The sequence below is a fragment of the Streptantibioticus cattleyicolor NRRL 8057 = DSM 46488 genome, assembly GCF_000240165.1.
Taxonomy (GTDB): Bacteria; Actinomycetota; Actinomycetes; order Streptomycetales; family Streptomycetaceae; genus Streptantibioticus; species Streptantibioticus cattleyicolor.
In genome coordinates this window covers 1,728,903-1,752,818 of record NC_017585.1, presented here as the reverse complement: position 1 = coordinate 1,752,818, position 23,916 = coordinate 1,728,903, and the positions used below count along the sequence as shown (strand labels likewise).

General features: G+C 71.7%; 21 protein-coding genes. 11 read left to right on the top strand and 10 right to left on the bottom strand.

Going from position 1 to position 23,916, the window contains the following annotated elements; all coding sequences use genetic code 11:
• Positions 1–44: 44 nt before the first annotated feature.
• On the top strand, positions 45–1,286 hold the full coding sequence (locus SCATT_RS35325; protein ID WP_014150517.1) for an amidohydrolase family protein: 1,242 nt from the start codon (positions 45–47) through the stop codon (positions 1,284–1,286).
• A gap of 178 nt (positions 1,287–1,464) precedes the next feature.
• On the opposite strand, the gene SCATT_RS35320 is transcribed toward SCATT_RS35325, so the two are convergent.
• Positions 1,465–2,901 (bottom strand): FAD-dependent monooxygenase, encoded by a 1,437-nt coding sequence (locus SCATT_RS35320; protein WP_014150518.1) that lies wholly within the window; start codon positions 2,899–2,901, stop codon positions 1,465–1,467.
• 115 nt (positions 2,902–3,016) lie between these two features.
• Between SCATT_RS35320 and SCATT_RS35315 the strand changes: the two genes are divergently transcribed.
• Positions 3,017–3,982, top strand: coding sequence for an Lrp/AsnC family transcriptional regulator (locus SCATT_RS35315; protein ID WP_014627162.1), 966 nt, complete (start codon positions 3,017–3,019; stop codon positions 3,980–3,982).
• A gap of 40 nt (positions 3,983–4,022) precedes the next feature.
• On the opposite strand, the gene SCATT_RS40840 is transcribed toward SCATT_RS35315, so the two are convergent.
• Positions 4,023–4,343, bottom strand: coding sequence for a DUF2690 domain-containing protein (locus SCATT_RS40840; RefSeq protein ID WP_106433048.1), 321 nt, complete (start codon positions 4,341–4,343; stop codon positions 4,023–4,025).
• On the bottom strand, positions 4,304–5,653 hold the full coding sequence (locus tag SCATT_RS40865; protein WP_231904881.1) for a helix-turn-helix domain-containing protein: 1,350 nt from the start codon (positions 5,651–5,653) through the stop codon (positions 4,304–4,306). The genes SCATT_RS40840 and SCATT_RS40865 overlap by 40 nt, the downstream gene beginning before the upstream one ends.
• A gap of 391 nt (positions 5,654–6,044) precedes the next feature.
• Between SCATT_RS40865 and SCATT_RS35295 the strand changes: the two genes are divergently transcribed.
• Positions 6,045–7,592 carry a glycosyltransferase family 39 protein gene (locus tag SCATT_RS35295; protein ID WP_014150522.1) on the top strand — a complete coding sequence of 516 codons (1,548 nt, stop codon included), beginning with the start codon at positions 6,045–6,047 and terminating at the stop codon, positions 7,590–7,592.
• A 953-nt stretch (positions 7,593–8,545) separates the two neighbouring features.
• On the opposite strand, the gene SCATT_RS35290 is transcribed toward SCATT_RS35295, so the two are convergent.
• Positions 8,546–8,914, bottom strand: coding sequence for a peptidoglycan-binding domain-containing protein (locus tag SCATT_RS35290; protein WP_014150524.1), 369 nt, complete (start codon positions 8,912–8,914; stop codon positions 8,546–8,548).
• Between the two features lie 774 nt (positions 8,915–9,688).
• Between SCATT_RS35290 and SCATT_RS35285 the strand changes: the two genes are divergently transcribed.
• Positions 9,689–10,084, top strand: a complete 396-nt coding sequence (locus SCATT_RS35285; protein ID WP_231904882.1) for a hypothetical protein — start codon at positions 9,689–9,691, stop codon at positions 10,082–10,084.
• A gap of 328 nt (positions 10,085–10,412) precedes the next feature.
• On the opposite strand, the gene SCATT_RS35280 is transcribed toward SCATT_RS35285, so the two are convergent.
• Positions 10,413–11,798 (bottom strand): helix-turn-helix domain-containing protein, encoded by a 1,386-nt coding sequence (locus SCATT_RS35280; protein WP_014150526.1) that lies wholly within the window; start codon positions 11,796–11,798, stop codon positions 10,413–10,415.
• Between the two features lie 286 nt (positions 11,799–12,084).
• Between SCATT_RS35280 and SCATT_RS35275 the strand changes: the two genes are divergently transcribed.
• The 4 genes from SCATT_RS35275 (at position 12,085) to SCATT_RS35260 (ending at position 15,828) form a co-directional block, all read left to right on the top strand.
• Complete coding sequence (locus tag SCATT_RS35275) at positions 12,085–12,618, top strand: RNA polymerase sigma factor (RefSeq protein WP_014150527.1); 534 nt, start codon at positions 12,085–12,087, stop codon at positions 12,616–12,618.
• 12 nt (positions 12,619–12,630) lie between these two features.
• Positions 12,631–13,422, top strand: coding sequence for a hypothetical protein (locus SCATT_RS35270; protein WP_014150528.1), 792 nt, complete (start codon positions 12,631–12,633; stop codon positions 13,420–13,422).
• A gap of 311 nt (positions 13,423–13,733) precedes the next feature.
• Positions 13,734–14,486 (top strand): class I SAM-dependent methyltransferase, encoded by a 753-nt coding sequence (locus SCATT_RS35265; protein WP_014627157.1) that lies wholly within the window; start codon positions 13,734–13,736, stop codon positions 14,484–14,486.
• A gap of 436 nt (positions 14,487–14,922) precedes the next feature.
• Complete coding sequence (locus SCATT_RS35260; protein WP_014150530.1) at positions 14,923–15,828, top strand: class I SAM-dependent methyltransferase; 906 nt, start codon at positions 14,923–14,925, stop codon at positions 15,826–15,828.
• Positions 15,829–15,868: 40 nt separating this feature from the next.
• Here the strand turns inward: SCATT_RS35260 and SCATT_RS35255 are convergent, their stop codons facing one another.
• Positions 15,869–16,957, bottom strand: a complete 1,089-nt coding sequence (locus tag SCATT_RS35255) for an NAD(P)-dependent alcohol dehydrogenase (RefSeq protein WP_014150531.1) — start codon at positions 16,955–16,957, stop codon at positions 15,869–15,871.
• 91 nt (positions 16,958–17,048) lie between these two features.
• The gene (locus SCATT_RS35250) at positions 17,049–17,804 is read right to left on the bottom strand and encodes a (5-formylfuran-3-yl)methyl phosphate synthase (protein WP_014150532.1); all 756 of its coding nucleotides are present in this window, start codon (positions 17,802–17,804) and stop codon (positions 17,049–17,051) included.
• Positions 17,805–18,347: 543 nt separating this feature from the next.
• On the opposite strand from SCATT_RS35250, the gene SCATT_RS35245 reads away from it, so the two are divergent.
• A complete protein-coding gene (locus SCATT_RS35245; protein ID WP_014150534.1) occupies positions 18,348–19,175 on the top strand; it encodes a class I SAM-dependent methyltransferase in 828 nt (275 codons plus the stop codon).
• A 107-nt stretch (positions 19,176–19,282) separates the two neighbouring features.
• On the opposite strand, the gene SCATT_RS35240 is transcribed toward SCATT_RS35245, so the two are convergent.
• Complete coding sequence (locus tag SCATT_RS35240; RefSeq protein WP_014150535.1) at positions 19,283–19,588, bottom strand: helix-turn-helix domain-containing protein; 306 nt, start codon at positions 19,586–19,588, stop codon at positions 19,283–19,285.
• Between the two features lie 65 nt (positions 19,589–19,653).
• Here SCATT_RS35240 and map point away from each other — a divergent pair, with 65 nt between their 5' ends.
• Positions 19,654–20,436: a type I methionyl aminopeptidase gene (gene map, locus SCATT_RS35235; protein WP_014150536.1), complete on the top strand. Its 783-nt coding sequence runs from the start codon at positions 19,654–19,656 to the stop codon at positions 20,434–20,436.
• Between the two features lie 344 nt (positions 20,437–20,780).
• On the opposite strand, the gene SCATT_RS35230 is transcribed toward map, so the two are convergent.
• Entirely contained in the window at positions 20,781–21,380 is a 600-nt protein-coding gene (locus SCATT_RS35230) for a TetR/AcrR family transcriptional regulator (protein ID WP_014150537.1), read from the bottom strand.
• Positions 21,381–21,472: 92 nt separating this feature from the next.
• Here SCATT_RS35230 and SCATT_RS35225 point away from each other — a divergent pair, with 92 nt between their 5' ends.
• Complete coding sequence (locus SCATT_RS35225; protein WP_014150538.1) at positions 21,473–22,690, top strand: alpha/beta hydrolase family protein; 1,218 nt, start codon at positions 21,473–21,475, stop codon at positions 22,688–22,690.
• 188 nt (positions 22,691–22,878) lie between these two features.
• Here SCATT_RS35225 and SCATT_RS35220 read toward each other — a convergent pair whose 3' ends face one another.
• On the bottom strand, positions 22,879–23,916 hold the full coding sequence (locus tag SCATT_RS35220; protein WP_014150539.1) for a D-alanyl-D-alanine carboxypeptidase family protein: 1,038 nt from the start codon (positions 23,914–23,916) through the stop codon (positions 22,879–22,881).

Sequence of the window (23,916 nt, the reverse complement as noted above, 5' to 3'; positions counted from 1 at the left end):
CCACGGTCCGAACACCTACTCAGCACGTACCAGGAGTGAGAGCGATGCCCGAGGAACCCGAAGCAACGGCGAGCACCGGGGTTCGCGGCTCCGCGGCCTACGACCTCGTGATCCGTCGCGCACATGTCTTCGACGGCCGCCAGGCGCTCGCCGGGCTGTACGACGTCGCCGTCGACGGCGCGCAGATCGCCTTCGTCTCGGCCCAGCCGCTCCGCGGCAGACAGGAGGTGGACGCGGCCGAAGGATGGGTCATGCCGGGCCTGATCGATACGCACATCCACTTCTACGACGTGCACGCGGTCTCCGGTCCCGATTCGATGCGGGCCTTCGAGCAGAACGAGCTTCCCGGAAGGCTCGGGCTCTTCCTCGACCACGGGATCACCACCATCAAGTCGGTGGGCGACCCGACGGGCGGGATCCTGGACACGCGGGCCAAGATCGCTGCGGGCACGCTGCGGGGCCCGCGACTGCTGGCGACCGGTTGCGGTATCACCGGCCGCGACGGACATCCCGCCGCCACCGTCTTCAGCGGCAACCCCTGGGCGCGCGAGCGCTTCACGGGAGAGGTCGACAGCGTGCAGCAGATCCGCGACCTGGTGCACCACCTCGCCGACCGCAAGGTGGACGCGGTCAAACTCCTGTCGGAAGGCGCCTGCGCGCACTCCGGCGGGCCGAAGTACCTCTGGCGGAACCCTGCCTTCCCGGACGGCGTCGAGCTGGAACGGCTCCCCCTCGATCTCCTCCGGGCGGGCATCGAGGCCGGGCACGAGCGGGGCCTTCGGGTCACCGTCCACACCACCCAGCAAGTCGCGGCGCGCGAGGCGATCGAGGCCGGGGCGGACGGCCTGGAGCACGGTGTCACCGTCGAGCCCCTCACCGACCACTCGCTCATCGACCTCATGCTCGAACACGACATCACCTACACACCCACGCTCTGGATCGACGACGCCCACCCGGACGCCCGCGGCAACCTCAAGAAGGTCGCCGACGCCGGCGTGCACGTCGCGCTGGGCAGCGACACCTTCAGCGGTCGGGGCCTTTTCGGAGCCAACACCCTGGAAGAGGCCGAACTCATGGTGGCGGCCGGGATGGCGCCCACCCAGGTGCTGTCCGCGGGCACCAGCGGCGCGGCTCGCCAGTGTGCCCGCCCCGACCTCGGCACGGTGTCCCCCGGCAAGCGCGCCGACCTGCTCGTGCTGAACGCTGATCCCACTGCGGACATCGGCAACCTCCGCGACCTCCGCATGGTGATCCTCAACGGCGAACTCACCGTCGACAAGCGCTGAAACCGCGATCACAGCCACTGGCGGGTGATGTCCGCCCTCGCGTACGCGGGCGCGATCCGTACCAGTGGACCGTCAGGGGTGATCGAAGCCGGCGGCTCACGGACACGGGGCCGCCGCGGCAGGTATCCATCACGGCCCGGCGCGGCGGGGCTGAGCCGCCGGCTTCGTGATCGCCTGCTCAGCGGGGCTCGCCGAACCAGCGGTTGAGCGCCGGTTCCAGGTCGTCCGCGCCGGCCCAGCACACGTAGCCGTCCGGACGGATGAGCATCGGCTCGGTGTCAGCGCCCTGGCCCACCCGGTCCACCCGGTCCGACCAGGCGCCGGCGACCGTGGCGAACGTGTCGGCCGGGTCCAGCAGGACGCCGTGCCCGGACCGCAGCAGTTCGTGCAGCCGGGCCGGGCCGAGGTCCAGGTCCGGTGCGGGCCGGCCGACGAGCGGATGGGTTTCGGTGCCCGGCATCGGGTAGCGGACGGACATCCCGGACGTCAGGTCGGCGAGATGCTGCTGGACTTCGGGCAGTTGGGCCAGTGCCGTGAAGATCTCCCGGGCGGCCAGCACGTCCGGATCGCGGGTGCCGGCCCAGTCCATCAGCAGGCTCTGTGCCCGCACGTTGCGCAACACGGCGGCCCCGGCCGGGTGCCGTTCCGCGTGATACGTGTCGAGCAGGTTCTTCGGCGCCCAGCCGTGCACGGCGGCACCGAGCTTCCAGCCGAGGTTGAGCGCGTCCTGCATCCCGGTGTTCATGCCCTGCGCGCTGAGCGGGAGATGGACGTGGGCGGCGTCGCCCGCCAGGAACACCCGCCCGTGCCGGTACCGCTCGACCTGCCGTGACGCGTTGGTGATACGGCGGGCGTAGCGCAGTTCGAGCAGGTGCACGCGCGTTCCGAACACGGTGCTCAGGCCGTCGCGGATTTCGTCCTCGGTGACCGGGACCTCCCTCGGCAGGGACCGGTCCGGCCCGCCGAGGACCAGTCGGCGCAGCTGCCTGCCCTGCGGATCGGTGCCGAGCGGGAACAGCGCCGCCCAGTGCCCGTCCTCGCTCCAGGTGTGCGACGTGGACGGTACGGCGCCGCCCAGGCGCACGTCGGCGGAGGTGATCGTCACCGTTCCGGGCTGTCCGGGGAATTCGGCCCGCAGCAGTGACCGTACGGTGCTGTGGGCGCCGTCGGCGGCGACGAGGTAGCGGGAACGGAGGGTGGCGCCGTTGGCGAAGGCTGCGGTGACCCCGTCGTCGTCCTGGGCGAGGCCGACCAGTTCGTGGTCCCTGCGGGCGTGGAGGCCGTGCGCGGCGAGGTGCTGCTCGAAGAACCCCTCGATCACCACCTGCGGCACGGACCGCCAGGGCAGACGGTGCCGGTTGGAGTGGAGCGGCAGGGGGACACCGGCGAAGTGGCCAGTGGTGACGGGGTGGTCCCCGGTGGCCAGCAAGGGCTCCAGCAGCCCTCGTTGGTCGAGCGCCTCCAGGGTGCGGGACTGCACGCCGCCTGCCTTGGACAGGTCGCCGCGCTGCGCCAGCTTGTCGACCAGCACGGTTGACACCCCCGCCAGCAGCAGCTCGTTGGCCAGCGTCATTCCGGTCGGGCCGGCGCCGACGACGAGCACATCGGTATCCATGGACTCTCCTGTTGCTGTGTCGATCAGGACGGAAGCAACACTCCGCCGGCCGAGCCGTTCGAGCCAGCAACGGGCTCGATTGCGTCGGGAACTGACGCCGTCTACCCTCGGCTCGGTGGAATCCGACTACGACGAGTTGGATCGTCGGCTCGTGCACGCCCTGCAGATCGACGGCCGTGCCGCGTTCAGCACCATCGCCGAGGTTCTCGGCGTATCGGATCGCACCGTCGCCCGCCGGTACGCCCGGTTGCGTTCGGCCGGGGCGGTACGGGTGGTGGGCGCGGTCGACCCCACCGCGCTGGGCGCCGTTCTGTGGTTCCTGCGGGTGCGGTGCGCGCCCGCCGCGTCACTCCCGGTCGCCGAAGCCCTGGCCAGGCGCCCCGACACGTCCTGGGTGAGCCTCAGCTCCGGCGGCACCGAGATCACCTGCGTGGTCCGTACCGAGAGCGAGGCGGACAGCGAGGCGCTGCTGCTGGCCAAGCTCCCCCGTACCCCGCGTGTGGAGGGCGTGACCGCGCACTCCGTGCTGCACGCCTTCTACGGCGGCCCGGACAACCTGGTGGGAAAGCTCGGGTCGTTGGACGCTGAGGCGATCGAGCGACTGCGCCCGCCTCCGGTACCGCATCGGCGGGGGCCGGTGCGGCTCGACGACGGTGACCGCGAACTCCTCGCCTTGCTCGCCACCGACGGCCGCGCCGGGTTCGAGCAGTTGGCCGCGGCGACCGGCTGGTCTCCGACGACGGTCCGGCGCCGGATGACGGAGCTGCGCGAACACGGCCTGCTCTACCTCGACATCGACGTCGACTGGCGCATGTTCGGCGTGAACACCCGGACTCTGCTCTGGCTCTCGGTCGCCCCCGCGCACCTCCAGGAGGCCGGGCAGGCGCTGGCCGGGCATCCGGAGATCGCGTTCGCCGCCGCCACGACCGGCCCGACCAACCTGTACGCGAGCGTGGTGTGCGCGGACCAACGGGAGCTGTACCGGTACCTGACCACCCGGGTCGCCGCACTCCCAGCCATCACCCACCTCGAAACGGCACCGGTGATCAGGACCGTCAAGCAGGCAGCGAACCGGCCGTAGCAACCGTCCGGCCCCGCTGTTTCGCTCACGCGAGCACAACTCATCGCACGACCACGGGCGCCGCCCGCCCCCAGGGCGTGCACTGCCGCCCGCCGGAGCGGGGCTCCCAGCACGCTCGCACCTGAGTGGGTGACGAGGCGGGGACCATGTGCGTGACGACGTCCTGGTCGGTCGTCCTGTCGTCGGTGACCGCGACCGTCTCGGCAGCGCCCGATCGGGTCCGCACGCTGACGTGGTCCCCCACGGATGAGTACGAGATACGCGCCCAGGCGGCGGCACAGTTGCGGCTCACACGGACCTCCACGCGGCTGGGACCGGTCTTCACGGCGGCGTACGAGGCCGCGTCCACGTCACAGGCCATGGCCGCGGCTTCCGGTCCCGCGCACTGACGCTCCGGCAACCCACGGTCAAGGGGACGGGACTGAACGGCCCCGGCTCGAGTCCCACGGACGACACCGTGCCCCGTGGATCGAGGAGGCGGAAACCTGCCCACGCGAAGGCGGCCAGCACCGCCGCCATCGCGATCACCGCGATCACCGCGAGGGGGAACCGGCGGCCGGCGATGGACCAGCCGGTCCGGCCGGAACGGTCGACGGCGGGCGACGGCGAGGCGTCGTCGCGCGGCGCCGCCTCCACGGAACCGCCCGCCGGTGCGGGCCCGGCGTCCCGCCCGCTGTACCGCGCCTCGGCCTGCCTCCACAGAGCCACCAGCCGTTCAGGGGGCTCACCGGCGAGGCGCCCCAGCATCTCGACCGCGCTGCGGGGAGGCAACGCCATGCCGTTGAGATATCGGTTCCACGAGGACCTGCCGTGCGCGGTCTCGGCCGCCAGGGTGTTCAGGCTGAGTCCGGAGCGGTCCTTCAACTCCCGTAGCACGGTGATCAAATGGGCGACCTGCGGGTCGAGGGTCGGCGGGAGCGCCCGCCAGGCTGAGCCGGTCACGCCCGCAGCAGGGCCCAGGTCTGCGGGCCCACTTTTCCGTCGACCGCGGCGCCGCCCGCGCGTCGCAGTTCTTCGACGGCGGACTGCGTGCGCTCTCCGAAGAGTCCGTCGATCCGGCCCGGGGGGGTGCCCGTGGTAGGTCAGCAGACACTGGACCTCGGCCACCGGCTCGCCGCCGGCGTTCAGCAGGACGAGGGGCTCGGACGCACTGTGGCCGGCGAACAACCGTCCGCCTCGCCGCGCGTAGTGGCAGGCGAAGCCGCCGGGCCGCACGGATGCCAGGGGCTGACCCTGGCGGGCGGAGGGTTCCGGTCCGGGTGCCTGGCGCAGCACCAGCCAGCCGACCGCGCCCAGCAGGGCCGGCACCGACGCGACGACGGCGATCACGGCTGCGCGCCGGCCGGGCGAGGCGTGTCCTTCCGGCAGGCGTGCCGCGTCCGGCCTCCGCCCCCGGGGACCGGGGCGCGCGGTGTGCCGTGTCCGTGCGTGTGCCCGCTCAGCTACTTCCCACAGCGCGAGCGTGTTCGCCCGGTCGGCGCCGGACACCTTGCAGATGGCCTCGACCGCATCACGCGGCGGCAGCGCCCGCCCGTTGAGATACCGGTCCCACGACGACCTGCTGAAGGCGGTCTTGACCGCCAGGGTCGCCGTGCTGACGCCCATGCGGTCCTTGATCTCCCGCAAGCGGACGACCAATTGACGCACCGACGGTTCCAGATCGTCGGCCAACGGTTTCCATCGCCCCATGCCGCGTCCCCCTACGTGCCGCGTCACATTCAACGATGGCGCATCGCGGACTGGTCCCGCAGGCGGACGCCCAGCGCTTTTTGGTCATCCGTGCGCCGTCCCCGTCCCGGAATTGCGTCAGCGGCCGGAGGGAACCTCCAGGTCACGGGCTCGGCGTCCCGGATTTGACCGCGTGGCCCGGCCTCCTGCCCCGCCGCCGCCCGAGCCAGCACGATGGGACCACCGCCCCGGACGGCACTCTTTTGGACATTAGGTCCGTATTTCAACTACTGTGCCCAACGGAGGGGCAATGCTGCTCGCGTCACACACGATGCGGTTCGCCCTCGTCCCGGCACCGTCCGCTGCGCGGAGTACTAGCGAGGAAAGCACCACTGTGACGGCCACCTCACCCCAGCCCGCCCTGCCGGTCATACCCGGCGCGTCCGCCGGCCGCGCGCTGTTGAGCCGGGCGGCCGGGTTCATGCCGGCGGTCGTCGCGCTGGTCCTCGGTCTGTGGGGGGCCTGGTATCCCTCCCCGTGGACCGACGAAATCGTCACCATCGACGTGGCACGGCGCTCCTGGCCGCAGATGATGGAGCTGCTGGGGCGGGTCGACGCGGTCCACGGCCTGCACTACGTGCTGATGTGGCTGGTCGGGCAGGTGAACGGTGGGCTGTACTGGTACGCGGCACGGGTGCCGTCCGCGGTGGCGGTGGCCGTCGCGGCGGCCGGTCTGACGTGGTTGGGGCGGCTGCTCGGCGGCCGGCGTCCGGGGCTGTACGCGGGGCTGGTGCTCGCCGTCCTGCCGACCGCGTCGCGCTACGCGCAGGAGGCCCGCTCGTTCGCCTTCGTCATGGCGGTGGCGGTGCTGGCGACGGGTGTCCTGGTGAAAGTCCTGTCCACCGGCGCCCGGGGGCGGTGGCCGGTCGCCTATGCCGTGCTGATCGCCCTGCTGGGCTGGTTCAACCTCATCGGGCTGCTGCTGGTGGCCGCCCACGCGGTCACCGTGGTCCTGTGCCGCCCCGGACGCCGTGTCGTCGTCCGCCTGCTCCTGGCCTCGGCCGCGGGCTTCGCCGCCGTCGTCCCGTTGCTGGTTCTCGCCGCCGCTCAGCGTTCCGCCGTCGGCGACGCCGCACCGGTCAGCGCCGGAACCCCGTTCGGCTACTTCTCCTGGCTCCTCACGCCCGGCCAGGGCACCCTGCCCACCGCACTGCGACTCCTGCTCACCTCCACCGCGCTCGCCGCCCTCGTCCTCCTCGCCGTGCATCGGCGCAAGGCCCCGCCGCAGGCCCTGGCGGTCGGCGTGCCCTGGCTGACCGTGCCCCCGCTGCTCCTCCTGGCCGTCTCCCTGGGCCACCCCCTCTTCGCCTACCGCTACCTGCTGTTCTGCCTGCCCGCCCTGGCCCTGCTGCTCGCCCTGGCCACCACCGTCGTCCCCCCGTACCAGCAACTGCTGCTCGCGCTCCTCGCGGCCGTGCCCATGTACGCGTCCCACCAGGCCATACGCCAGGTGGACAGCCGCCAGTGGGACACCCACGCCGTGATCAGCTCCCTGAGCACCCGCGACGCCCCCGGCGACGCCGTCCTGTTCGCCGGCGCCCGATGCGGGCTGATGGCCACCGCCTTCAAGGAGGCCTTCACCAACCGCCCCGATGTGGGCCGGGCCCGGACCGCCGCCGCGTCCGGCGCCCTGGACAACCTGCCCGCCGACCCGGCCCTCCTGCAACAGCGTCTGAGCCACACCTCCCGGGTATGGCACGTCAGCTGCACCCACCTGTCCCCCGGCGCCCGCCAGGCCGCCGCCCGCACCGCCGCAGCCCAGAAGCAGGCCCTCATCCGCGCCGGCTTCACCCCGGCCTACCACCACAGCGCCCGCGGCGTGGACATCACCATCGAACAACGCCCCACCAGCACGCAGCCCGCCGCTGCGGCCACCCGCTGACAACCAGCCGGTATACGGCATCGGTGACGCCCGCAGCCCCGGACGCCCCGGTCTCGCCGGGGGCCGGCCTGCCGCTCGCCCCCGGCGACACGCGGCACCGAGTCCCCCGGTACACAGCTGAGAAGGCGAGCCGGCGGTCGGCCACGGGGGCGTGCCGAGGGCTCCTCCTGCCGGGCGGTCACCATGCTCTTCGCAGGACGCGGACGGGGGCTGACCTACGGAAGACGCAGCCCCGCCTCCGTGCGGAAAAGCCCGCTTTTCACCACGCTGAACTGGTCCTCGCGGCAGAGGACTTGGAGAAGCGTCATGGTCATCCCTGTCTCACCCTCACCACGCGGCAGCTCGGCCTTCGCGCCGCGCACCGGACACACGCGGATGTCGCCGGTCCCGGTGCCAGATCCTCCCAGGGGGTCTCGGCGGCGCTGGGGGCTGGACCGGGCCCTGCGGGCGGGTGAGGACCGCTGGTTCAGGCCGGGCGCCCTGGCCCAGGTCAGCGGCGTTTACGACGTTGCTGGGACAGAACTGGCCGCGCTGAACGAGGAGCGGCTCGGCCCGCGTCCAGTGTGGCGGCTGTACGTGGCCCACGGTGGCGAACAGGCCCTCACCGCCAACACCCATGACGCGGCTTTCAGCAGAGCGTTCCGCCGGCATGAGGGCATCGCTCCGGGCCGACGCAGACGGCTGTTCCCCATCTCGGCCGGAAGCGATGGCACGACGACCATCGCGGGGAGCAGATCACGTACCTGTGCCGTGACCGTGACCACGCCTGCCGTCGCTGCAACAGGGCGCGGGCGTACAGGCGTTGCGCACAGCGGGCAACCCCGGGACTTCACTCGTGCCGGTCGCCGACCCGGTCCCGCCAGGGGCAGGGCCGGGCCGGATGGTGACCGGTGGTGGACTACCGTGCGCGCCGGCAGGCCACTATCGTGCGGCGGGATGACGCGGGCCGCGGCCTACTTGTGGCAGTCGATGTCGTTGAGCCACCAGTAGTCGAGAGCCGACCAGGTGTTCGGGCCGATGATGCCGTCGGTGCCGAGCCCCGCGCATTCCTGGAAGGCGATGACCGCGTTCCGGGTACCCGAGCCGAAGATGCCGTCGGAAACCACATGCCGGTCGAGGACGCTGTTCAGCTGGCACTGAGCCTGCTTGACCGCCGTTCCGGTGTCTCCGACGGACAACTCCGGCTCGCTGGCCGTGTAGTTGCAGGTGAAGTAAGCCGGCTGGACCGGGGCGGCGACCGCCTGGGTGGGGACGGCCGCGAAGACCGCTCCAGCTGTCAGGCAGGCCGCAGCGGCGGCCGTGAGACTCCTGCGGATGTTCATGTCCCGTTCTCTCCCCCTGTTGCTGATGGACACGACACGATGTGTTCGGGCGACGTTGTGTCTCTCGCGTCACTTCCCGAAGGAACGGACCTGGTCCGAGAGCCTTCCCTCGCCCACTGCGCCGTGCTGGTAGGTGGATCGTCCCGCGCCGTGGCCGGTGGTGCCACGGCGGTGAGCGCAGGCTCGTTGTCACTGAGCGCACTGTCGCCGAGACGGTTGCGATCGGTGGCGGACAAGCGTCACAGCGCCTCGCCACGAGGCCGACACGCCGGGCGGGGGCGTGGGCTTCGTGGGGAGGGCTGCCGGGCGCGTCGAAGCGGCCAAGACCGGCGACGCGGGCCGTCCACGACCAGGAGCCCGTGATGACGCGGCACCGCGTGGGATCGAGCGGTTCCACGATGCCTTCGGCGGTGTTGGGCACGATGGCCTCGCCTTGGGGGGCCAGGCGCCCCGAAAGCGTTCCACCGGCCGAGCGCCAGCGGCCGAGCCCGTCCGGTGCCGCCGCGATGTGGGCCGACGCGGGCGGCGGGAGGACGAGACCGGTTCAGCAGGGGCGCCGGTGGCCGCACTCGCGGCTGCGCGCGGGGGCGTGGCACGCGCGGTGTCCTGCGACGTCGCAACTGGGCTGCTTGCCGGTGAAGTCGGGCGGTCACTACGCTTGCGCCACGGGAGTTGGACCGTGCGCGTGCGGGGCGGGAGCCTATGTGGTTCAGGCGGCAGCGGGACAGGAGAAGGCGACTCACCAGCGTCAGCGTCTCGCTCACCGGCGCGGCCTTGAGCTGGGAGGCCCAGGAGACCGAGCGCGCGCGAGCCCGGCAGAACCTGCATCACCTCGAGGATCACCGGATGCTCTACGACCCGTACGAAGACGAGTTCTTCGACGCGGTGGTCGAGTCGGCCGACCGTCTGCGCGCCTACCTGAGCGAGCACATCCCCCGATGCGAATCCGTCGCACTCCGGGACGGTCTTCGCGAGATCCAGGCAGCCCTGCGCGAGTTCCTCACCCGCATGCCCACACAAGCCCCCGGGGACTTCGGGCCCTTCTGGGAAGCGTTACGGGCGATGCGCGCTCGTGTCGGAGCCGCCACCGGCTCGATCGCCGACGCCTTCGACATCCCCGTGGACGGCGATCTCGCCCGCATCGTTGAGCAGCGGCACAACGCCACCTGAAGACCTGCGGTACCGATCCGGGCCGGACAACGCCAACAGGACGGACCGGTCCGGCTGAGCCGACATCACTGGCGATCGCTCCGAGCCCAGCAGCACGGGACACACACGACCGCACCGGGCGGACTCAAGGCTCTGCCGTTACGCCTCCACCAAGGCTTTTCGTGGCCGGTGGTGTGCAGTTCGCAGGCGAAGTCCGGGCCGGGGAACTGTGCACGGCGGGGAGTACGGGGCTTGGTGGGGCGTCCGCAGGGCCGGTGATGGATCTGTCCGGTCACGAGGTTATTCACAGTGGTGGGATGGGAGCAGGCGGGGTGGGCGCGGTGGCGCACTACAGGGTGGTCGGCAGGGAGATGACCGGCTGGGAGATGGCCTGCGGGATGCAGGCGGGGACGGTGTGACCCGCCTGGGCACAGGTCAGGGTGAGGAGTTGGAGGTAGCCGAGGGATACCGGTCGTCCGGGAAGCTTGCCCGCTGCCTGTTCGAAGCGCCGCAGTGTGGCGGGCTTGATGCCGAGATCGCCCGCGGCGGCATCGAGGTCGAGTCCTGCGGCTTCACGGGCTTCCCGGAGCGTTTCGGCGTTGTCGTGCCAGACCTGCGGCGCGGTCTCGGCGGTGGACCGGGCAACGGCTGCGCGTGCCGTGGCGAGGGTGGCCTGGATCCGGTCGGTACGGGGACCGAGCAGGAACCGGGCAAGCCTGACAGCGTCGGCCGCGCGGTCGACGCCTTCGCTCCAGGTCCGGGATGCCTCGTCGTACACGCGGCTTCGGGCCGTGGCGCACTCCTCTCGCTCCCCGGAACTGGCGGTGCCCCAGGCATGGTGTCGGCCGCTGGTACACGGCAGTGTGCCGCCCTTGGCCAGGTCCATGTCCCGGTCCCACGCGTCGTCGGCTTCGATGCCGGCGATGACGTCCCGCAGGTGTTGGCGCTCCTGCGGGGAAAGCACACTCGCGAGGGCTTCGGCGGCGGCCTGGGCTTCGGGCCGGCCGGCGGGTTCGAAGCTGCCGCCCCAGGCGTGGGACGCGCGTTCTCCCTCCGCTACGCGGAAGGCCACGTCGAGGGCTTCGAAGGTGTGGGGACTCCAGGCATGCATCATCAGGAGGATCTCCCGCACTGCCTCCTCCCGGACGGCAGGCGGCGTTTCGGCTCCGGCCCGTCGGTCGCGCCGTGGTTCGCTGTGGACGAGCCACTCGGTGAACGTCTGCGGGCGTCGCAGGTCGCGATGGTCGGCGTCCGCGAACCACCGCGCTGCCCGCACCACGCAGGCGTGCGCGTGCTGGATGACGGCGTACCAGCCGAACAGTGCTTCCCGATAGTCGTCGACATGCCGCTCTGCGTGGAACGCGGAGGTCTGCGTGCGGCAGTGCTGCGGGCATTCCGCCGCATGCACCCGGTACAGGGCGGCCCTGGTCTCGGGGAACGTCAGCAGGGCCGCGTAGAGGTGTTCATACTTGGGACCTCGGTCACGGCGCTTCTCGAGTCCGTGATCGAGGAAGGAGGAGAAGCGGGGTTCCTCGCGCCAGCGGGCACTGGCCCTGCGTACATGGGCGTCGTTCTGCCACACACCGGTCGCGATGACCTCCCGCAGGGCCGAAGCCACGTCACGCCGCAGGGCCGCACCCAGCGTGATCAAGACCGGCAGGCACTGAGGATCGTCCCCCAGCGCCGACATCACCAGATCGACGTCGTCGTGACGGTGAAGATGACGCTGGAACACGAACGCCCCCCAAAGAAATCCAGCAGACCCCGACTGCCTCCACGCCCTGGCACGGAGGCCATCCCCATCTTGCATCAGGACTACGACACCCGGTACGCACTGCGGCGTACGAGACCACCGAAGTGGCGCGTGAGCGCTGAGGCCCCGAACATCCCGTGGACTGCTGATCCGCAGGCCACCGCGGCCGGCGGCTGCGGGGCGTGCGGGCCGGGAGCGGCGGGGAACGGCGGCTGTTGCACCTGTGCTGGTGGCGGACAGGTACGGGTGCAAGCGACGGAAGGAAGCCATGCCGATCGATACCGAGGCCCGGTTCACGGAAGTGTATCGGGCTCACTACGAGGACGTGCTGCGGTTCGTGCGCCGTCGTGCCCAGCCGATGGAGGTCGACGACATCGTGGCGGAGACGTTCCTGGCGGCGTGGCGGCGCCGGCGGGAGCTGCGCGGGGACCCGCGGGCCTGGCTGTTCGGCACGGCACGCAACGTGATGCTCAACGCGAACCGGGGCACGCGGCGGCGGACCGCGCTGGCGGTGCACATCCAGCAGACCGCGCACTCCGCCGTCCACGCCCCGGCGGCCGACGCGATGGCCCAGGTGGACAACCGGATCGACCTGGTCGCCGCCTGGCAGGCGCTCGCCCCGGCCGACCAGGAAGTCCTCGCGCTGCACGTGTGGGAAGGGCTGGCCGCCAGGGAGGCGGCGAAGGTACTCGGCTGTACCCGCGCCGCCTACGCCATGCGCCTGACCCGTGCCAAACGCCGCCTCGCCGGCCATCTCGCCCCCGCAGCCCCGGCCTCCCCCGCCGTCACCGTGACCGACTGAAAGGGATCCGCCATGACCGACGATCTCCTCTCCCGCCTCGCCCGACTCGACGCCGCACCGCACGACGAACTGGCCGCCGTCGATCTGGACCGCAAGGAGCAGCTGCTGCGCACCGTCCTCGCCGACACCGGGCGGCCCGGCCGGCTCGTCGGCGCCGCGCCGGGCCGGCCCCTCGTGCGGCGCAGGGTGCTCATGGTGGCCGGAGCGGTCGCCGCGGGCGCGGCCGTGGTGATGCTGGCTGGCCGCCTGTCCGGCTCCGGCGCCGCCGGCCCGCTGTCCTCCGCGGACCTGGCCTCCTGGACCAGCACCCCCAACACCCTGCCCACCGGCGGCGCCTCCTCCGCAGCGGTGAAATGGTGCCTGGACGACGCCAAGGGCTTCCCCGGCGCCGGAGCCACCCCCCGCATCAGCAACGCGGACATCCGCGGCAAGGTCGCCTCGATGGTCATCACCCAGGGCAACGACGCGCTGTACTGCCTGGCCGGCCCGGACGGCACCGGCATGGCGATGGGCATGCCCCCGACCGCCACCGTCCCCGCCGGCCGGATCACCATCGAGACCACGGGCTCCCGCGGCAGGGGCGCGGCCGAGTTCAACTACGCCCTCGGATCCGCGGGTCCCGACGTCACGAAGATCACCCTGCACGACCACGGACACGTCGTCCACGCCACCCTCGACCACGGCCGATGGACCGCCTGGTGGCCCAACGGCAACCCCGACGGACTGCTGTCCGGCAACGTCGTCCTCACCCTCACCGACGGCACGACCCGCACCATCCACAGCAAGTCATTGATGAGGTGGTGACTCCACCGCCGAGGCGCTGATCCCCCGGCCAAGGAGGCGCCGGGACCTCACCGGACACGGCAACGGATCAAGACCGGGAAGCCGATCCGCCGCATCACGCCCGGTAGCCACGCCCGCGTCAATTCCCGCCTGGACCATCGAGCAACCGCCGCGACGGGTCGCACCGCCGGACAGGACCGGGGCCGGGTCCGGCCCGTTGCCGCGAAGGCGGTGGATCGTTGGCCTGGAGAGCAGGGCCCGCACGCGAGGGCCCGGCGCTGGCGAAGTGGCCGCTTCGTGAGCTCGTGGAAGCCCTGGTCGGAAGAGTCTCGATGGACCGTAACGACATTCGCCGATGGGATTCGGTGGCCCAGCGATACGCGGATTGGCTCAGCGGAGCCGACGGCCCGGACGGCAAAGAGGTGACCGAGATGGTCACTTCAGCGGTGCTTGAGGTCATTGGCGACGTTTCAGGTAGTCGCGTTCTCGACCTGGGCTGCGGTGAGGGACACCTGGCCCGGACCCTGGCGCGCATGGGTGCCGTCGTCGACGGCGTCGACGGCTCGGCCGGCATGATCGCCATCGCCCGCCGTGCCTCGGCCGGACTTGCCGTTGCCTTTCGGCAGTCCGACATTCGGACGGTTCTGCCGTACCCGGAGCGGAATTTCGACGTGGCCGTGTACAACATGGTGCTCATGGACGTCGACCAGGTGGCCGACGTGGTTCGGCAGGCGGAGCGGGTCCTCAAGGAGAACGGCCGGTTCGTGTTCTCCATCACCCATCCGTGTTTCTCCGCCCACATCCTTGGCCGACAGGAAAGCAGCGGAGAACAGCAGGGATGCCGACCACGGCGACGCTATACCGTGCCGGTCCGGTGGACGAAGAACCCGTTCGGCGGCATGGCTCCGTCGGCCACGGTCACCCATTATCACCGACCCATCGGGTATCACGTACGCGCCGTACTGGCCGCTGGGCTGGCCATCTGCGTTTTCGTTGAAACGAGCATGCCGGAGCCCTCCGCCCATCCTGATCTCCACAGGTTTTACCTGACAGCACACTCCCTGATCATCGCCGCCAGGAAATGACCGATGTGCTGGTCGGGTGAATTCTGGCGGGCTTTCCGTTCGAAAGACGATACCGGCCGACGGGACAGTGCGAAGGCTATGAGGCATCCGGTTCCGGACCGGTTCATGGAGTGCCCATCGCTGCGCCGGACGCGCCGACGACCGACCGCCGCCGGCGATCCTCCGGCACTGCCGAACGACCCGGAAACCGGACCGCCACCACACCAGGACCACTGTCGGCGTGCGCACCACCTGCGTACCGTGGTACGAGCGGTTCGACGGGACGGATCCGTGGCGTCGCCGAGTCGCCTGCCGTGACCGGCGGTCCGCGCGGCGACGGTCCTCGTGACCGGCGGTCGTTCGTCGCGGCAGCCGCTGACCACGACGGCCGCCAGGACCTTTCCGTCACCGCTGTTCGGCGATGTCGGTGGGATCCGCTCAAGGCAACGGAGGGCACATGGTGGGCGCAGCGCGTCGGGACACGGGTGTGGGGGGCGTGGAAGGGGGGGTCGGGCTGACCGCGCTCCTGGTCGCCGCGGCTCGGGCGATCGAGAGTCACCGGCCCGACAGTCTGGTACGGGACGTGTACGCCGAACACTTCGTACGGGCGGCACCGGCGTCCGCGGGGTGGCCGGTCGGCATGGAGCAGGTGCCGGACGGGGACGCGAACCCGTTGTGGGGGCGGTTCGCGCGGTACTTCGGGCTGCGGACGAGGGTCTTCGACGACTTCCTCCTCCGGTCGGCGCAGGCCGGCGCCCGTCAAGTGGTATTGCTGGGGGCCGGGTTGGATTCCCGTGCCTTCCGACTCGACTGGCCGGCCGGCTGCGTGATGTTCGAGATCGACAGGGAGGGCGTGCTGGCGTTCAAGCACGAGGTGCTCGGCGGGCTGTCGGCCACCGCGAGGACGGCACGCGTCCCGGTACCGACCGATCTGCGTGCCGACTGGGTCGGGGCGCTGGCCGATGCGGGCTTCGACGCGACGGTGCCGAGCGTGTGGCTGGCCGAGGGGTTGCTGTTCTACCTGCCCAACGCCGCCGAGAGGTATCTCATCGACACGGTGGACCGGTTGGCCGCGGCGGGAAGCGCTCTGGCGTACGAGGCCAAGCTCGAGAAGGACCTGCTGGCCTACCGCGACAGCCCGACCTACACCGCGACCCGGGAGCAGATCGGCATCGACCTGCTCACGTTGTTCTCCCTCGAACCGCGGCCCGACTCCGCGGGTGATCTGGCCGCCAAGGGCTGGTCCACCTCGGTGCACACCCCCTTCGAGTTCACCCGTCGGTACGGACGCGGACCGCTGCCGGAGCCGAACGACGCGCTGGCGGGCAACCGGTGGGTGTTCGCGGACAAGCCGCGTCCGTGACCGCTCCGGGCGGGGCGACGGCAGGCACCGGTTCCCCGCCCTACGGCACGAGCACCGGCTTGACCACACATCCCAGGTCGCTGTCGCGTTCGGCCTCGTTGACATCGGCGAGCGGATACGTGCGGATCAGCTGGTCGAACGGGAACCGTCCGGCCTGCCACAGCGCGGTCAGCCTCGGGATCAGCAGGCTCGGCACCGCGTCGCCCTCGCAGATGTGGGAGATCCGCCGGCCCCGGTCCAGTGTTCCGGGTTCCAGCGACAGCGCGGTGTGGAGCCGTGCCACCAGACCGAGGTGGCCGGTCGGACGCAGGGAGCGGAGCGCGTCGTTGATGAGCTGGACGGAGCCGGTGGTGTCCACGGCGTACTGTGCGCCACCGTCGGTCAACCGCCGCACGCGGTCCGGCAGGCCGGACGATGTGACCTGCAACGGAATCGCGCCGAACCGCTCGGCGAACGCGAGCCGTCGGGCGTGACGGTCGACGGCTACCGTCGTCGCACCGGCGGCGGTGGCCGCCATCACCGCGGCCAGGCCCACGGCTCCGGCGCCGAAGACCGCGACGGTGTCACCGGGGCCGGCCCGGAAGGCGTTCAGGACCGCTCCGGCCCCGGTGAGGAAGCCGCAGCCGAGCGGTCCGAGCAGTTCCACGGGGAGCGCCGGGTCGACGCGGACGGCGTTGCGGGCGCTGACCAGCGCGTACTCGGCGAACGACGACTGGCCGAACCATCGGGGGGCCAGTTCGGCCCCGGCCGCGTCGGTGAACCGGGCCGCGTCCGTCTCGCGCCCGCCGAAGAGGTTGAGCGAGGCGAAGGAGTCGCAGTAGGCGGGGACCGCGCCCAGGCAGTTGCGGCAGTGTCCACAGGAGTCGAAGCTCAGCACGACGTGGTCGCCGACGCGCAGGCCGGTGCCCGGGCCGCCGGTCTCCGCCACGACTCCGGCCCCCTCGTGTCCGAGTACCGCCGGCAGCGGTGAACGGCCCGCCGAACGCCGCACCGCCAGATCGGTCCGGCACATTCCGCAGCCGGCGATCCTGACCAGGATCTCGCCTTCGGCCGGCCCCTCCTTGAGGACCACCTCCTCGACGGTGAACCGACCGGTGTACGAACGCAGTACCGCCGCGCGGAACCTCATGGTCACGTCCCCTCCGGACGGTGGACGGCCAACGACCCGGGATCCGCGTGGCGTTCGGCCGCCCCGGTGCCTTCGCGGCGGACGGCGGGGGTCAGCCCGTGGGGGTGACGACAGCGGCGTGTTCCCGGGCGTGCCGGTCCATCTCCGCGCGGAAGGCGGCCACCAGGTGCGGCTGGATCCGGCCGGCGTTGCGGTCGCCGCCCTCGCAGACCGCCCCGCGCACCCCCACAATGTCCGTACCGATGCGGGTCAGCGCGCCGAGGTCTTCCGCCTTGACGCTGCCCGCGAGGGCGGCGAGCAGGCCACCTTCGTGGGCCAGCCGCACGAACTCGCCGCAGACATCGGGGGGAACGTGGTCGAAGAGCCGGGTTCCGTCCTTGACTGCGGTGTCGAGCATGGCCGCGTCGCACCCGGAGCGCTGGGCGACGCCGGGGATGGCGAGCGGGTTGACGCACCCGATGCGGTGGGCGTCGGCGTAGCCGGAGGCGACCACGAGCGCGTCCGGCCGGTGGTCCTTGACGGCCCGGACGACCCCTCGCATGACCTCGACGACCTGGTCGGGTGTCGTGCATCCGTAGAGGCCGACCTTGATGTACGTGGCTCCGGACACCACCGCACCGAGCGCCGCCTGCGCCACCGTTCCGGGCTTGTACGGCACGTCTCCGACGGTGGCGGACACCGGCTTGTCCGCCGGGATCGCGTCGCGGATCTCCCTGATCACCCACGGGTAGTTGGCGCCGAGCGAGCCCTCGTCGGGCTTCTTGACGTCCACGATGTCGAGGTGTTCCGCCGCCTTCGCGCAGTCCAGGGCCTCCTCGACGCTGTCCGGGGAGATGAGAAGCAACAACGTGGGCTCCTTCACGGCATGTCCGCCTGGCCGGGGGCAGGCGTTGCGGAGGCGTTCGGGTCACGTGCGGTCCGCTCATCATCGCCGCGCCCCATGACCACCGGTAGGGCGCGCGGAGCCCGAACGCGTCCGCCCCCAGTGCGCCGTCCCGCGCCGGTGGAAACCGGACACGCACGGCGGTGCCCCGTCGGCGCGTCGGGGCGCGACCTCGAAGTCGAAGCACGCTCGCTCCGCCGACGAGCAGCACCGCCGCGCTCATCGCCGTCAGACAGGTGCGTAAGCCCATGATGACTCCCTTCGAGGGCCGGGTCCTGGGCACTGCGTTTCGCACGGTGAACTCTCACACACCCCGCACCCGCCCGGACGACCCCCGTGCGACGGCGTGCGGAGGCGCCGCCGGAGCGCCGGCCGACCGCACGCACCCGCCGGGCAAGCGCGCACTCCCCGCTCGAACCGCACCGCAGGAGCGCGCACGGCGCCGTCGCGCAACCCGGCCTGCCCGCACGCCTTGGCCCACCCGGGCCGTGGCGGTTGGATGTCCGCATGAGTAGCGACGGACACGAGCGGCTGATGCGGGCCAACGAGGCGAACTGGGACGCGCGTACCCCCGTACACGTGGCCAGCCGGTTCTACGGGCTGGAACAAGGCGTTGACGCGGCGCGCTGGTTCGCTCCCTACGAGTGGGACGACCTGGGAGATCTCGCGGGACGCGACGTACTGCACCTCCAGTGCCATCTGGGAACCGAGACGATCGCCTTCGCCCGGCGCGGGGCGCGGACGGTGGGCCTGGACTTCTCCGCCGCCTCGATCACGGCCGCCCGCGACATCGCCGACCGGGCCGGCGCGGACGTGACCTACGTACGGGCCAACGTGTACGAGGCCGTCGAAGCGCTCGGGGAGGCGCGCTTCGACGTCGTCTACACCGGCAAGGGAGCCCTGTGCTATCTGCCGGATCTGCCGCGGTGGGCGCGGACCGTGGCGCGTCTGCTGCGTCCGGGCGGCCGGCTGTACGTCGTGGAGTTCCACCCCCTGCTCAACGCCCTCGGCCCGACCGCCGCCCCGGGTGAGGGCAGCGAACTGCTGCTGCGCCACGACTACCTGGGCGGCGGCGGGCCCGTTCACCGCGACGCGACGTACACCTACACCGACGGTCCGGCCGTCGACGGCGCGCGGGACAGTTACGAGTGGATGCACGGGGTCGCCGAGGTGGTCAACGCCGTGAGCGGGGCGGGGATGACGATCCGGCGGCTGAGGGAGGAGCCGGAGTTGCCGTGGCCGCGCTGGCCGCGGATGGTCCGCACGCCCAACGGTTGGTGGCGGCTGCCCGAACCCCGCATCCCGCTGTTGTACGGTCTGCTGGCGAGCCGCTGAGCCGTGACGAATCCGCCGGCGCCTGGGCCACGGCCGGCCCGCGACCGCCTGGTCGCTGGAAGGTGACCAGCGTGCGCGCAGGCACCGCTGACTTTCCGCGTGCGGTGTTATGACACCAGCGACGGGCGCAGTGCGACGGGCGGGACCGGCTGATCCTCGGCGGTTCGCTCCGTCCGGCTGATCTCGGCCCAGAGGGCGTCGAGGGACAGGCCGAGGGTGTCGGCGATCGCCGCGATGGTCGGGAAGGCGGGGGTGGCCACACGACCGGATTCGATCTTGCGCAGCGTTTCCGGCGAGATGCCCGATGCGAGCGCCACGTCCAGCATCGAGCGGCGGCCCCGGGCCCGGCGGAGCAGGGCGCCGAGGCGCTCTCCACGTTCGACCTCGGCGGGGGTGAGCGGCAACCTGACCATGACCCCATTCTAATACCGGTACAGTTAGCCCGGGATAGTTATTGGACATACCTGAGAGGTCCCCCATGATCGAGATCCTGAACGCCGCGCGGCTGGAGCGGGCCAGGGACACCGGCGCCCTGGTCGGGCACATCCTGCACACGCTGAAGCAGCGCAGCACGGTCGGGACGAACCTGCTGGACATCGACCAGTGGGCCAAGGAGATGATCACCGAGGCGGGGGCGCAGTCCTGCTACGTCGACTACGCGCCGTCCTTCGGACGCGGCCCGTTCGGGCACTACATCTGCACGGCCGTCAACGACGCGGTGCTCCACGGGCGGCCCCACCACTACACGCTGGCGGACGGCGATCTGCTCACCCTCGACCTCGCCGTGTCCAGGAACGGGGTGGCCGCCGACGCCGCGATCAGCTTTCTGGTGGGCACGGCCAGGCCGGCCCAGAGCGTCGCGCTGATCGAGACGACCGAACGCGCACTCGCCGCCGGTATCGCCGCCGCCAAGCCCGGGGCACGCATCGGCGACCTCTCCCACGCCATAGGCACGGTCCTCAGCGAGGCGGGCTACCCGATCAACACCGAGTTCGGCGGCCACGGCATCGGCTCGACCATGCACCAGGACCCGCACGTCGCCAACACCGGTCGGCCCGGCCGCGGATACCAACTGCGCCCCGGACTGCTGCTCGCCCTGGAACCCTGGATCATGGCCGACACCGCCACCCTCGTCACCGACGCCGACGGCTGGACGCTGCGCAGCGCCACGGGCTGCCGGACCGCGCACAGCGAACACACCATCGCCATCACCGACACCGGAGCGGAGATCCTCACCCTGCCCACGCAGGCACGACGGTAAGGGAGCCCCGCCGGCCGGGCCCCAACCACCCCCGGCCACGGCGGTTCGACGGGCAGGGCGGCGCCGAACACCCGTGAAGAGGAACGGTGTTGACCGGCGTCGGGTTCGACGACGCCGCCGGCCCGGCGGGCGAACTCGCGCCGCAGCCGCAGCGGGTGCCCCGGTCATGGGCGCGGACGAGGTATGCCGAGGGCACGTGCTGTCATGCCGCCGCCCCGGCCGACCCCGCCGCTTGCCGACGGGGCCGAGCACAACAACCACGGCGCTTGCTCGGACGAATCCGCGAGGTCGGACCGGGCGGCGCCTCCCGCCGAGGCGGTACGTCGGGGGCCGGTGGGTTTCGGTTACGGCGCGGGGGGCGGGGCCGCGTGGAGGGCCAGTAGGTGGTCGACGAGGGTGTCGGCGTAGTCGGGGTCGAGCGGGCCGGCTCCGAACAGGACGCGCACGTACATCGGGGCGAGGATGTGGTCGAGGACGGCCAGGGTGTCCGGTGGCTGTTCGCCACGGTCACGGGCGCGGTCCAGCATGACCTGGAGCTGGCGGGTGCGCTCGGCGAGGAAGTCGTCGCGGGCCCGCGCGCCGTCCGGGCCCGCCGTGGAGAGCGCGACGACCAGGCTCAGCACCGCGGGGCCGTCGGGTCCGCTGACGTCCCGGGCCACCTTGGCCGCGTAGTCGCGCAGGTCGCCTTCGAGGCTTCCGGTGTCGGGGATCGGCGACTGCTCGGTCAGCCGGGTGATCGCCACGTCCTGGGTCAGCGCTTCGAGGTTGCCCCAGCGGCGGTAGATGCTCGTGTCGGCCACGCCCGCGCGGGCCGCGACGTCCCCCACGGTGAAGTTGCCGTAGCCGCGCTCGGCGACCAGGTCGGTGACGGCCTGGTGCACCGCCGCGCGGACGCGGGCGCTGCGTCCGCCGGGCCGCCGGGCCCGTTCTCGTTCTTCGGTCATGCCTCCACCTTAACGCAGCCACGACTTGCGTTTGCCCTTCTCCGGCTCTACGGTTCCATCAAACGCAGTAACCAGCTGCTTTAGGAGGAGCCATGGAGCCGCTGTTCTTCCCGGACGACCCCACGTTCTGGTACGAGACGCTGCGGATGTTCGGACACATCCCCTACGGCGGCGGCGACTTCGCCGAGGTCGCGACGACGGCCCGGCGCATCACCGCCGGGGACTACGACAGCTGGCACGACGAGTGGCTGGCCACCGCGGAGCGGGTGGCGGGCGAGGCCCGCACCGCGCTGGCCGGCGGCCACCGGATCAGCGCACGCGACGCCTTCCTGCGGGCCTCGAACTACTACCGCAGCGCCGAGTTCTTCCTGCACGGCAACCCCGCCGACCCCCGCGCCAACCGCGCCTACGACGCCCAGGTGGCCTGCTTCCGCCAGGCCGCCGCGCTCTTCACCCCGGCCATCGAACCGGTGCGGATCCCCTACGAGGACACCACCCTGCCCGGCTACCTCTACCGGGCCGACGACTCGGGCATCCCCCGGCCGACCGTGGTCATGTTCAACGGGTTCGACGGGTCGGCCGAGGAGATGCACTTCGCCGGAGCCGCGGCGGCGGTCGAACGCGGCTACAACGTCCTGTCCTTCGACGGGCCCGGACAGCCCGGCACCCGCCACCACCAGGGCCTGGTCTTCCGCCCCGACTGGGAGAACGTGGTCGGCCCCGTCCTCGACCACGCCCTCACCTACCCGGAAGTGGACCCGGCCCGGATCGCCCTGCTCGGCAACAGCATGGGCGGCGTACTCGCCCCGCGCGCCGCCGCCTTCGACCACCGCGTCGCCGCCCTCATCGCCGTCGACGGCGTCTACGACCTGGGCACCATGGTCACCTCCGGCATCCCCGGCGACCGCGCCGAGGCCGAACGACGACTGCGCGCCGCCCACGACCCCGAACTCGACGCGGCCCTTCAGGCGGCCATGGCCACCAACCCGGTGCAGCGGTGGGCCATGGAGAACGGCATGTACGTCATGGGCGCCGACACCCCCCGCGCGTTCGGCGCCGCCTTCCTCGACTACAACCTGCGCGACGGCATCGCCGAGAAGATCACCTGCCCGACCCTGGTCTGCGCCGCCGCCGACGACGGATTCTTCAAAGGCCAGCCCGAACTCCTCCACGAGCACCTGACCTGCCCCAAAACACTGCTGGAGTTCACCGCCGCCGACGCCGCCGACGCCCACTGCCACGCCGGCGCCCAACGCCTGGCCTACGCCCGCATCTACGACTGGCTCGACGACACCATGGGACGCGGCTGACACCACCGGGGGCGCCACCTTCGGTGTCAACACCGCCGTTCGGCTGACCAGTTCAGCCGCGCTCCCCCGGCCCACGGTGACGGTGGTGACGCCCGGCAGGCCGCCACATCCGTGACAGGGCCGTCGGGGACGTCAGGCAGTCGCCGGGACGGACCCACCAGCGGCGTCACCACGTCACATTCTCACGGTCAGTCCCGCTGCGCACCGGCGGGCAGCACCCGCAGTCGCATCGGGGCGGTCTTCGCGGTCGGTACGTGGAAGGCGTAGTTGAGCATCTTGACGGCGTCGTCGTAGCGGGAGGCGTCGTTCAGCAGTACGCCGATCACGGTGTGTCCGCCCCGGACGGCGGCGAAGACCAGGCAGGGCCCGGCCGCGGTGCCGGTGCCGGTCTTCACGCCGATCGCGCCCTGGTAGGAACCGAGCAGCCGGTTGGTGTTGTACCAGGTGTAGGTGCGGCCGTTGGTGGCCTTCTGCACGGTCTTGGCGCTCCCGACGACGGTCCGCAGCGTGCCGTAGCCCAGTGCCTTGCCGGCCAGGACGGCGGAGTCGCGGGGCGTGGTGTAGTTGGCGCCCTTGGAGGAGATGCCGTCGAAGGAGTCGTAGTGCGTGTTCTTCAGGCCCAGTTCGCGGGCCTTGGTGTTCATCATGCCGATGAACGACTTCACGCGGGCGGCGGTGGTCGAACCGGTGCCGTAGGTGTCGGCCAGCGCGTAGGCGGCGTCACAGCCGGAGGGGAGCATCAGGGCGTACAGCAGCTGCCCGACGGTGAGCTTGTCACCGGTGCGCAGGTCCGCAGTGCTCCCGCCGACCTGGGTCACGTAGTCACGGTAGGTCTGCTTGACGGTCACCAGGCGCTTCAGGTCGAGCTTGGGCCGGCCGAGCACCACGGTGGCGGTCATGACCTTCGTGGTGCTGGCCATCTGCCGGCTGGTGCCGGCGTCCTTGGCGAACAGCGCCTTGCCCGTGGTCCGGTCGAGGAGGTAGGCGCCCTTGGCGGAGACAGTGGGGGCCGGGGTGGCGGTCGCCGCGGCGGACCGGGCCGGGGCGGCTTGGGCGGTGGCGGTGGAAACGGCGCTCAGCAGCAGCCCGCCGGCCAGCGCGGCGGCCCCGAGCCTGCGCTTGCGGCCGGCGGATATGCGTTCCCCGGCGGGGGCGGCGGATACGGCCTCGACGGCCGGCGTCCCGGCGCCGACCGTCCCACGGGACGAGGTCACAGCGGATACCAC

What these genes read in the sequence shown, in the direction of transcription:
- SCATT_RS35240 (WP_014150535.1), bottom strand. Translation starts at nt 19,588, where the DNA reads ATGGTCAGGTTGCCGCTCACCCCCGCCGAGGTCGAACGTGGAGAGCGC.
- map (WP_014150536.1), top strand. Translation starts at nt 19,654, where the DNA reads ATGATCGAGATCCTGAACGCCGCGCGGCTGGAGCGGGCCAGGGACACC.
- SCATT_RS35275 (WP_014150527.1), top strand. Translation starts at nt 12,085, where the DNA reads ATGCCGATCGATACCGAGGCCCGGTTCACGGAAGTGTATCGGGCTCAC.
- SCATT_RS35265 (WP_014627157.1), top strand. Translation starts at nt 13,734, where the DNA reads ATGGACCGTAACGACATTCGCCGATGGGATTCGGTGGCCCAGCGATAC.
- SCATT_RS40840 (WP_106433048.1), bottom strand. Translation starts at nt 4,343, where the DNA reads ATGGCCTGTGACGTGGACGCGGCCTCGTACGCCGCCGTGAAGACCGGT.
- SCATT_RS35290 (WP_014150524.1), bottom strand. Translation starts at nt 8,914, where the DNA reads ATGAACATCCGCAGGAGTCTCACGGCCGCCGCTGCGGCCTGCCTGACA.
- SCATT_RS35225 (WP_014150538.1), top strand. Translation starts at nt 21,473, where the DNA reads ATGGAGCCGCTGTTCTTCCCGGACGACCCCACGTTCTGGTACGAGACG.
- SCATT_RS35260 (WP_014150530.1), top strand. Translation starts at nt 14,923, where the DNA reads ATGGTGGGCGCAGCGCGTCGGGACACGGGTGTGGGGGGCGTGGAAGGG.
- SCATT_RS35270 (WP_014150528.1), top strand. Translation starts at nt 12,631, where the DNA reads ATGACCGACGATCTCCTCTCCCGCCTCGCCCGACTCGACGCCGCACCG.
- SCATT_RS35325 (WP_014150517.1), top strand. Translation starts at nt 45, where the DNA reads ATGCCCGAGGAACCCGAAGCAACGGCGAGCACCGGGGTTCGCGGCTCC.
- SCATT_RS35245 (WP_014150534.1), top strand. Translation starts at nt 18,348, where the DNA reads ATGAGTAGCGACGGACACGAGCGGCTGATGCGGGCCAACGAGGCGAAC.
- SCATT_RS35230 (WP_014150537.1), bottom strand. Translation starts at nt 21,380, where the DNA reads ATGACCGAAGAACGAGAACGGGCCCGGCGGCCCGGCGGACGCAGCGCC.
- SCATT_RS35320 (WP_014150518.1), bottom strand. Translation starts at nt 2,901, where the DNA reads ATGGATACCGATGTGCTCGTCGTCGGCGCCGGCCCGACCGGAATGACG.
- SCATT_RS35255 (WP_014150531.1), bottom strand. Translation starts at nt 16,957, where the DNA reads ATGAGGTTCCGCGCGGCGGTACTGCGTTCGTACACCGGTCGGTTCACC.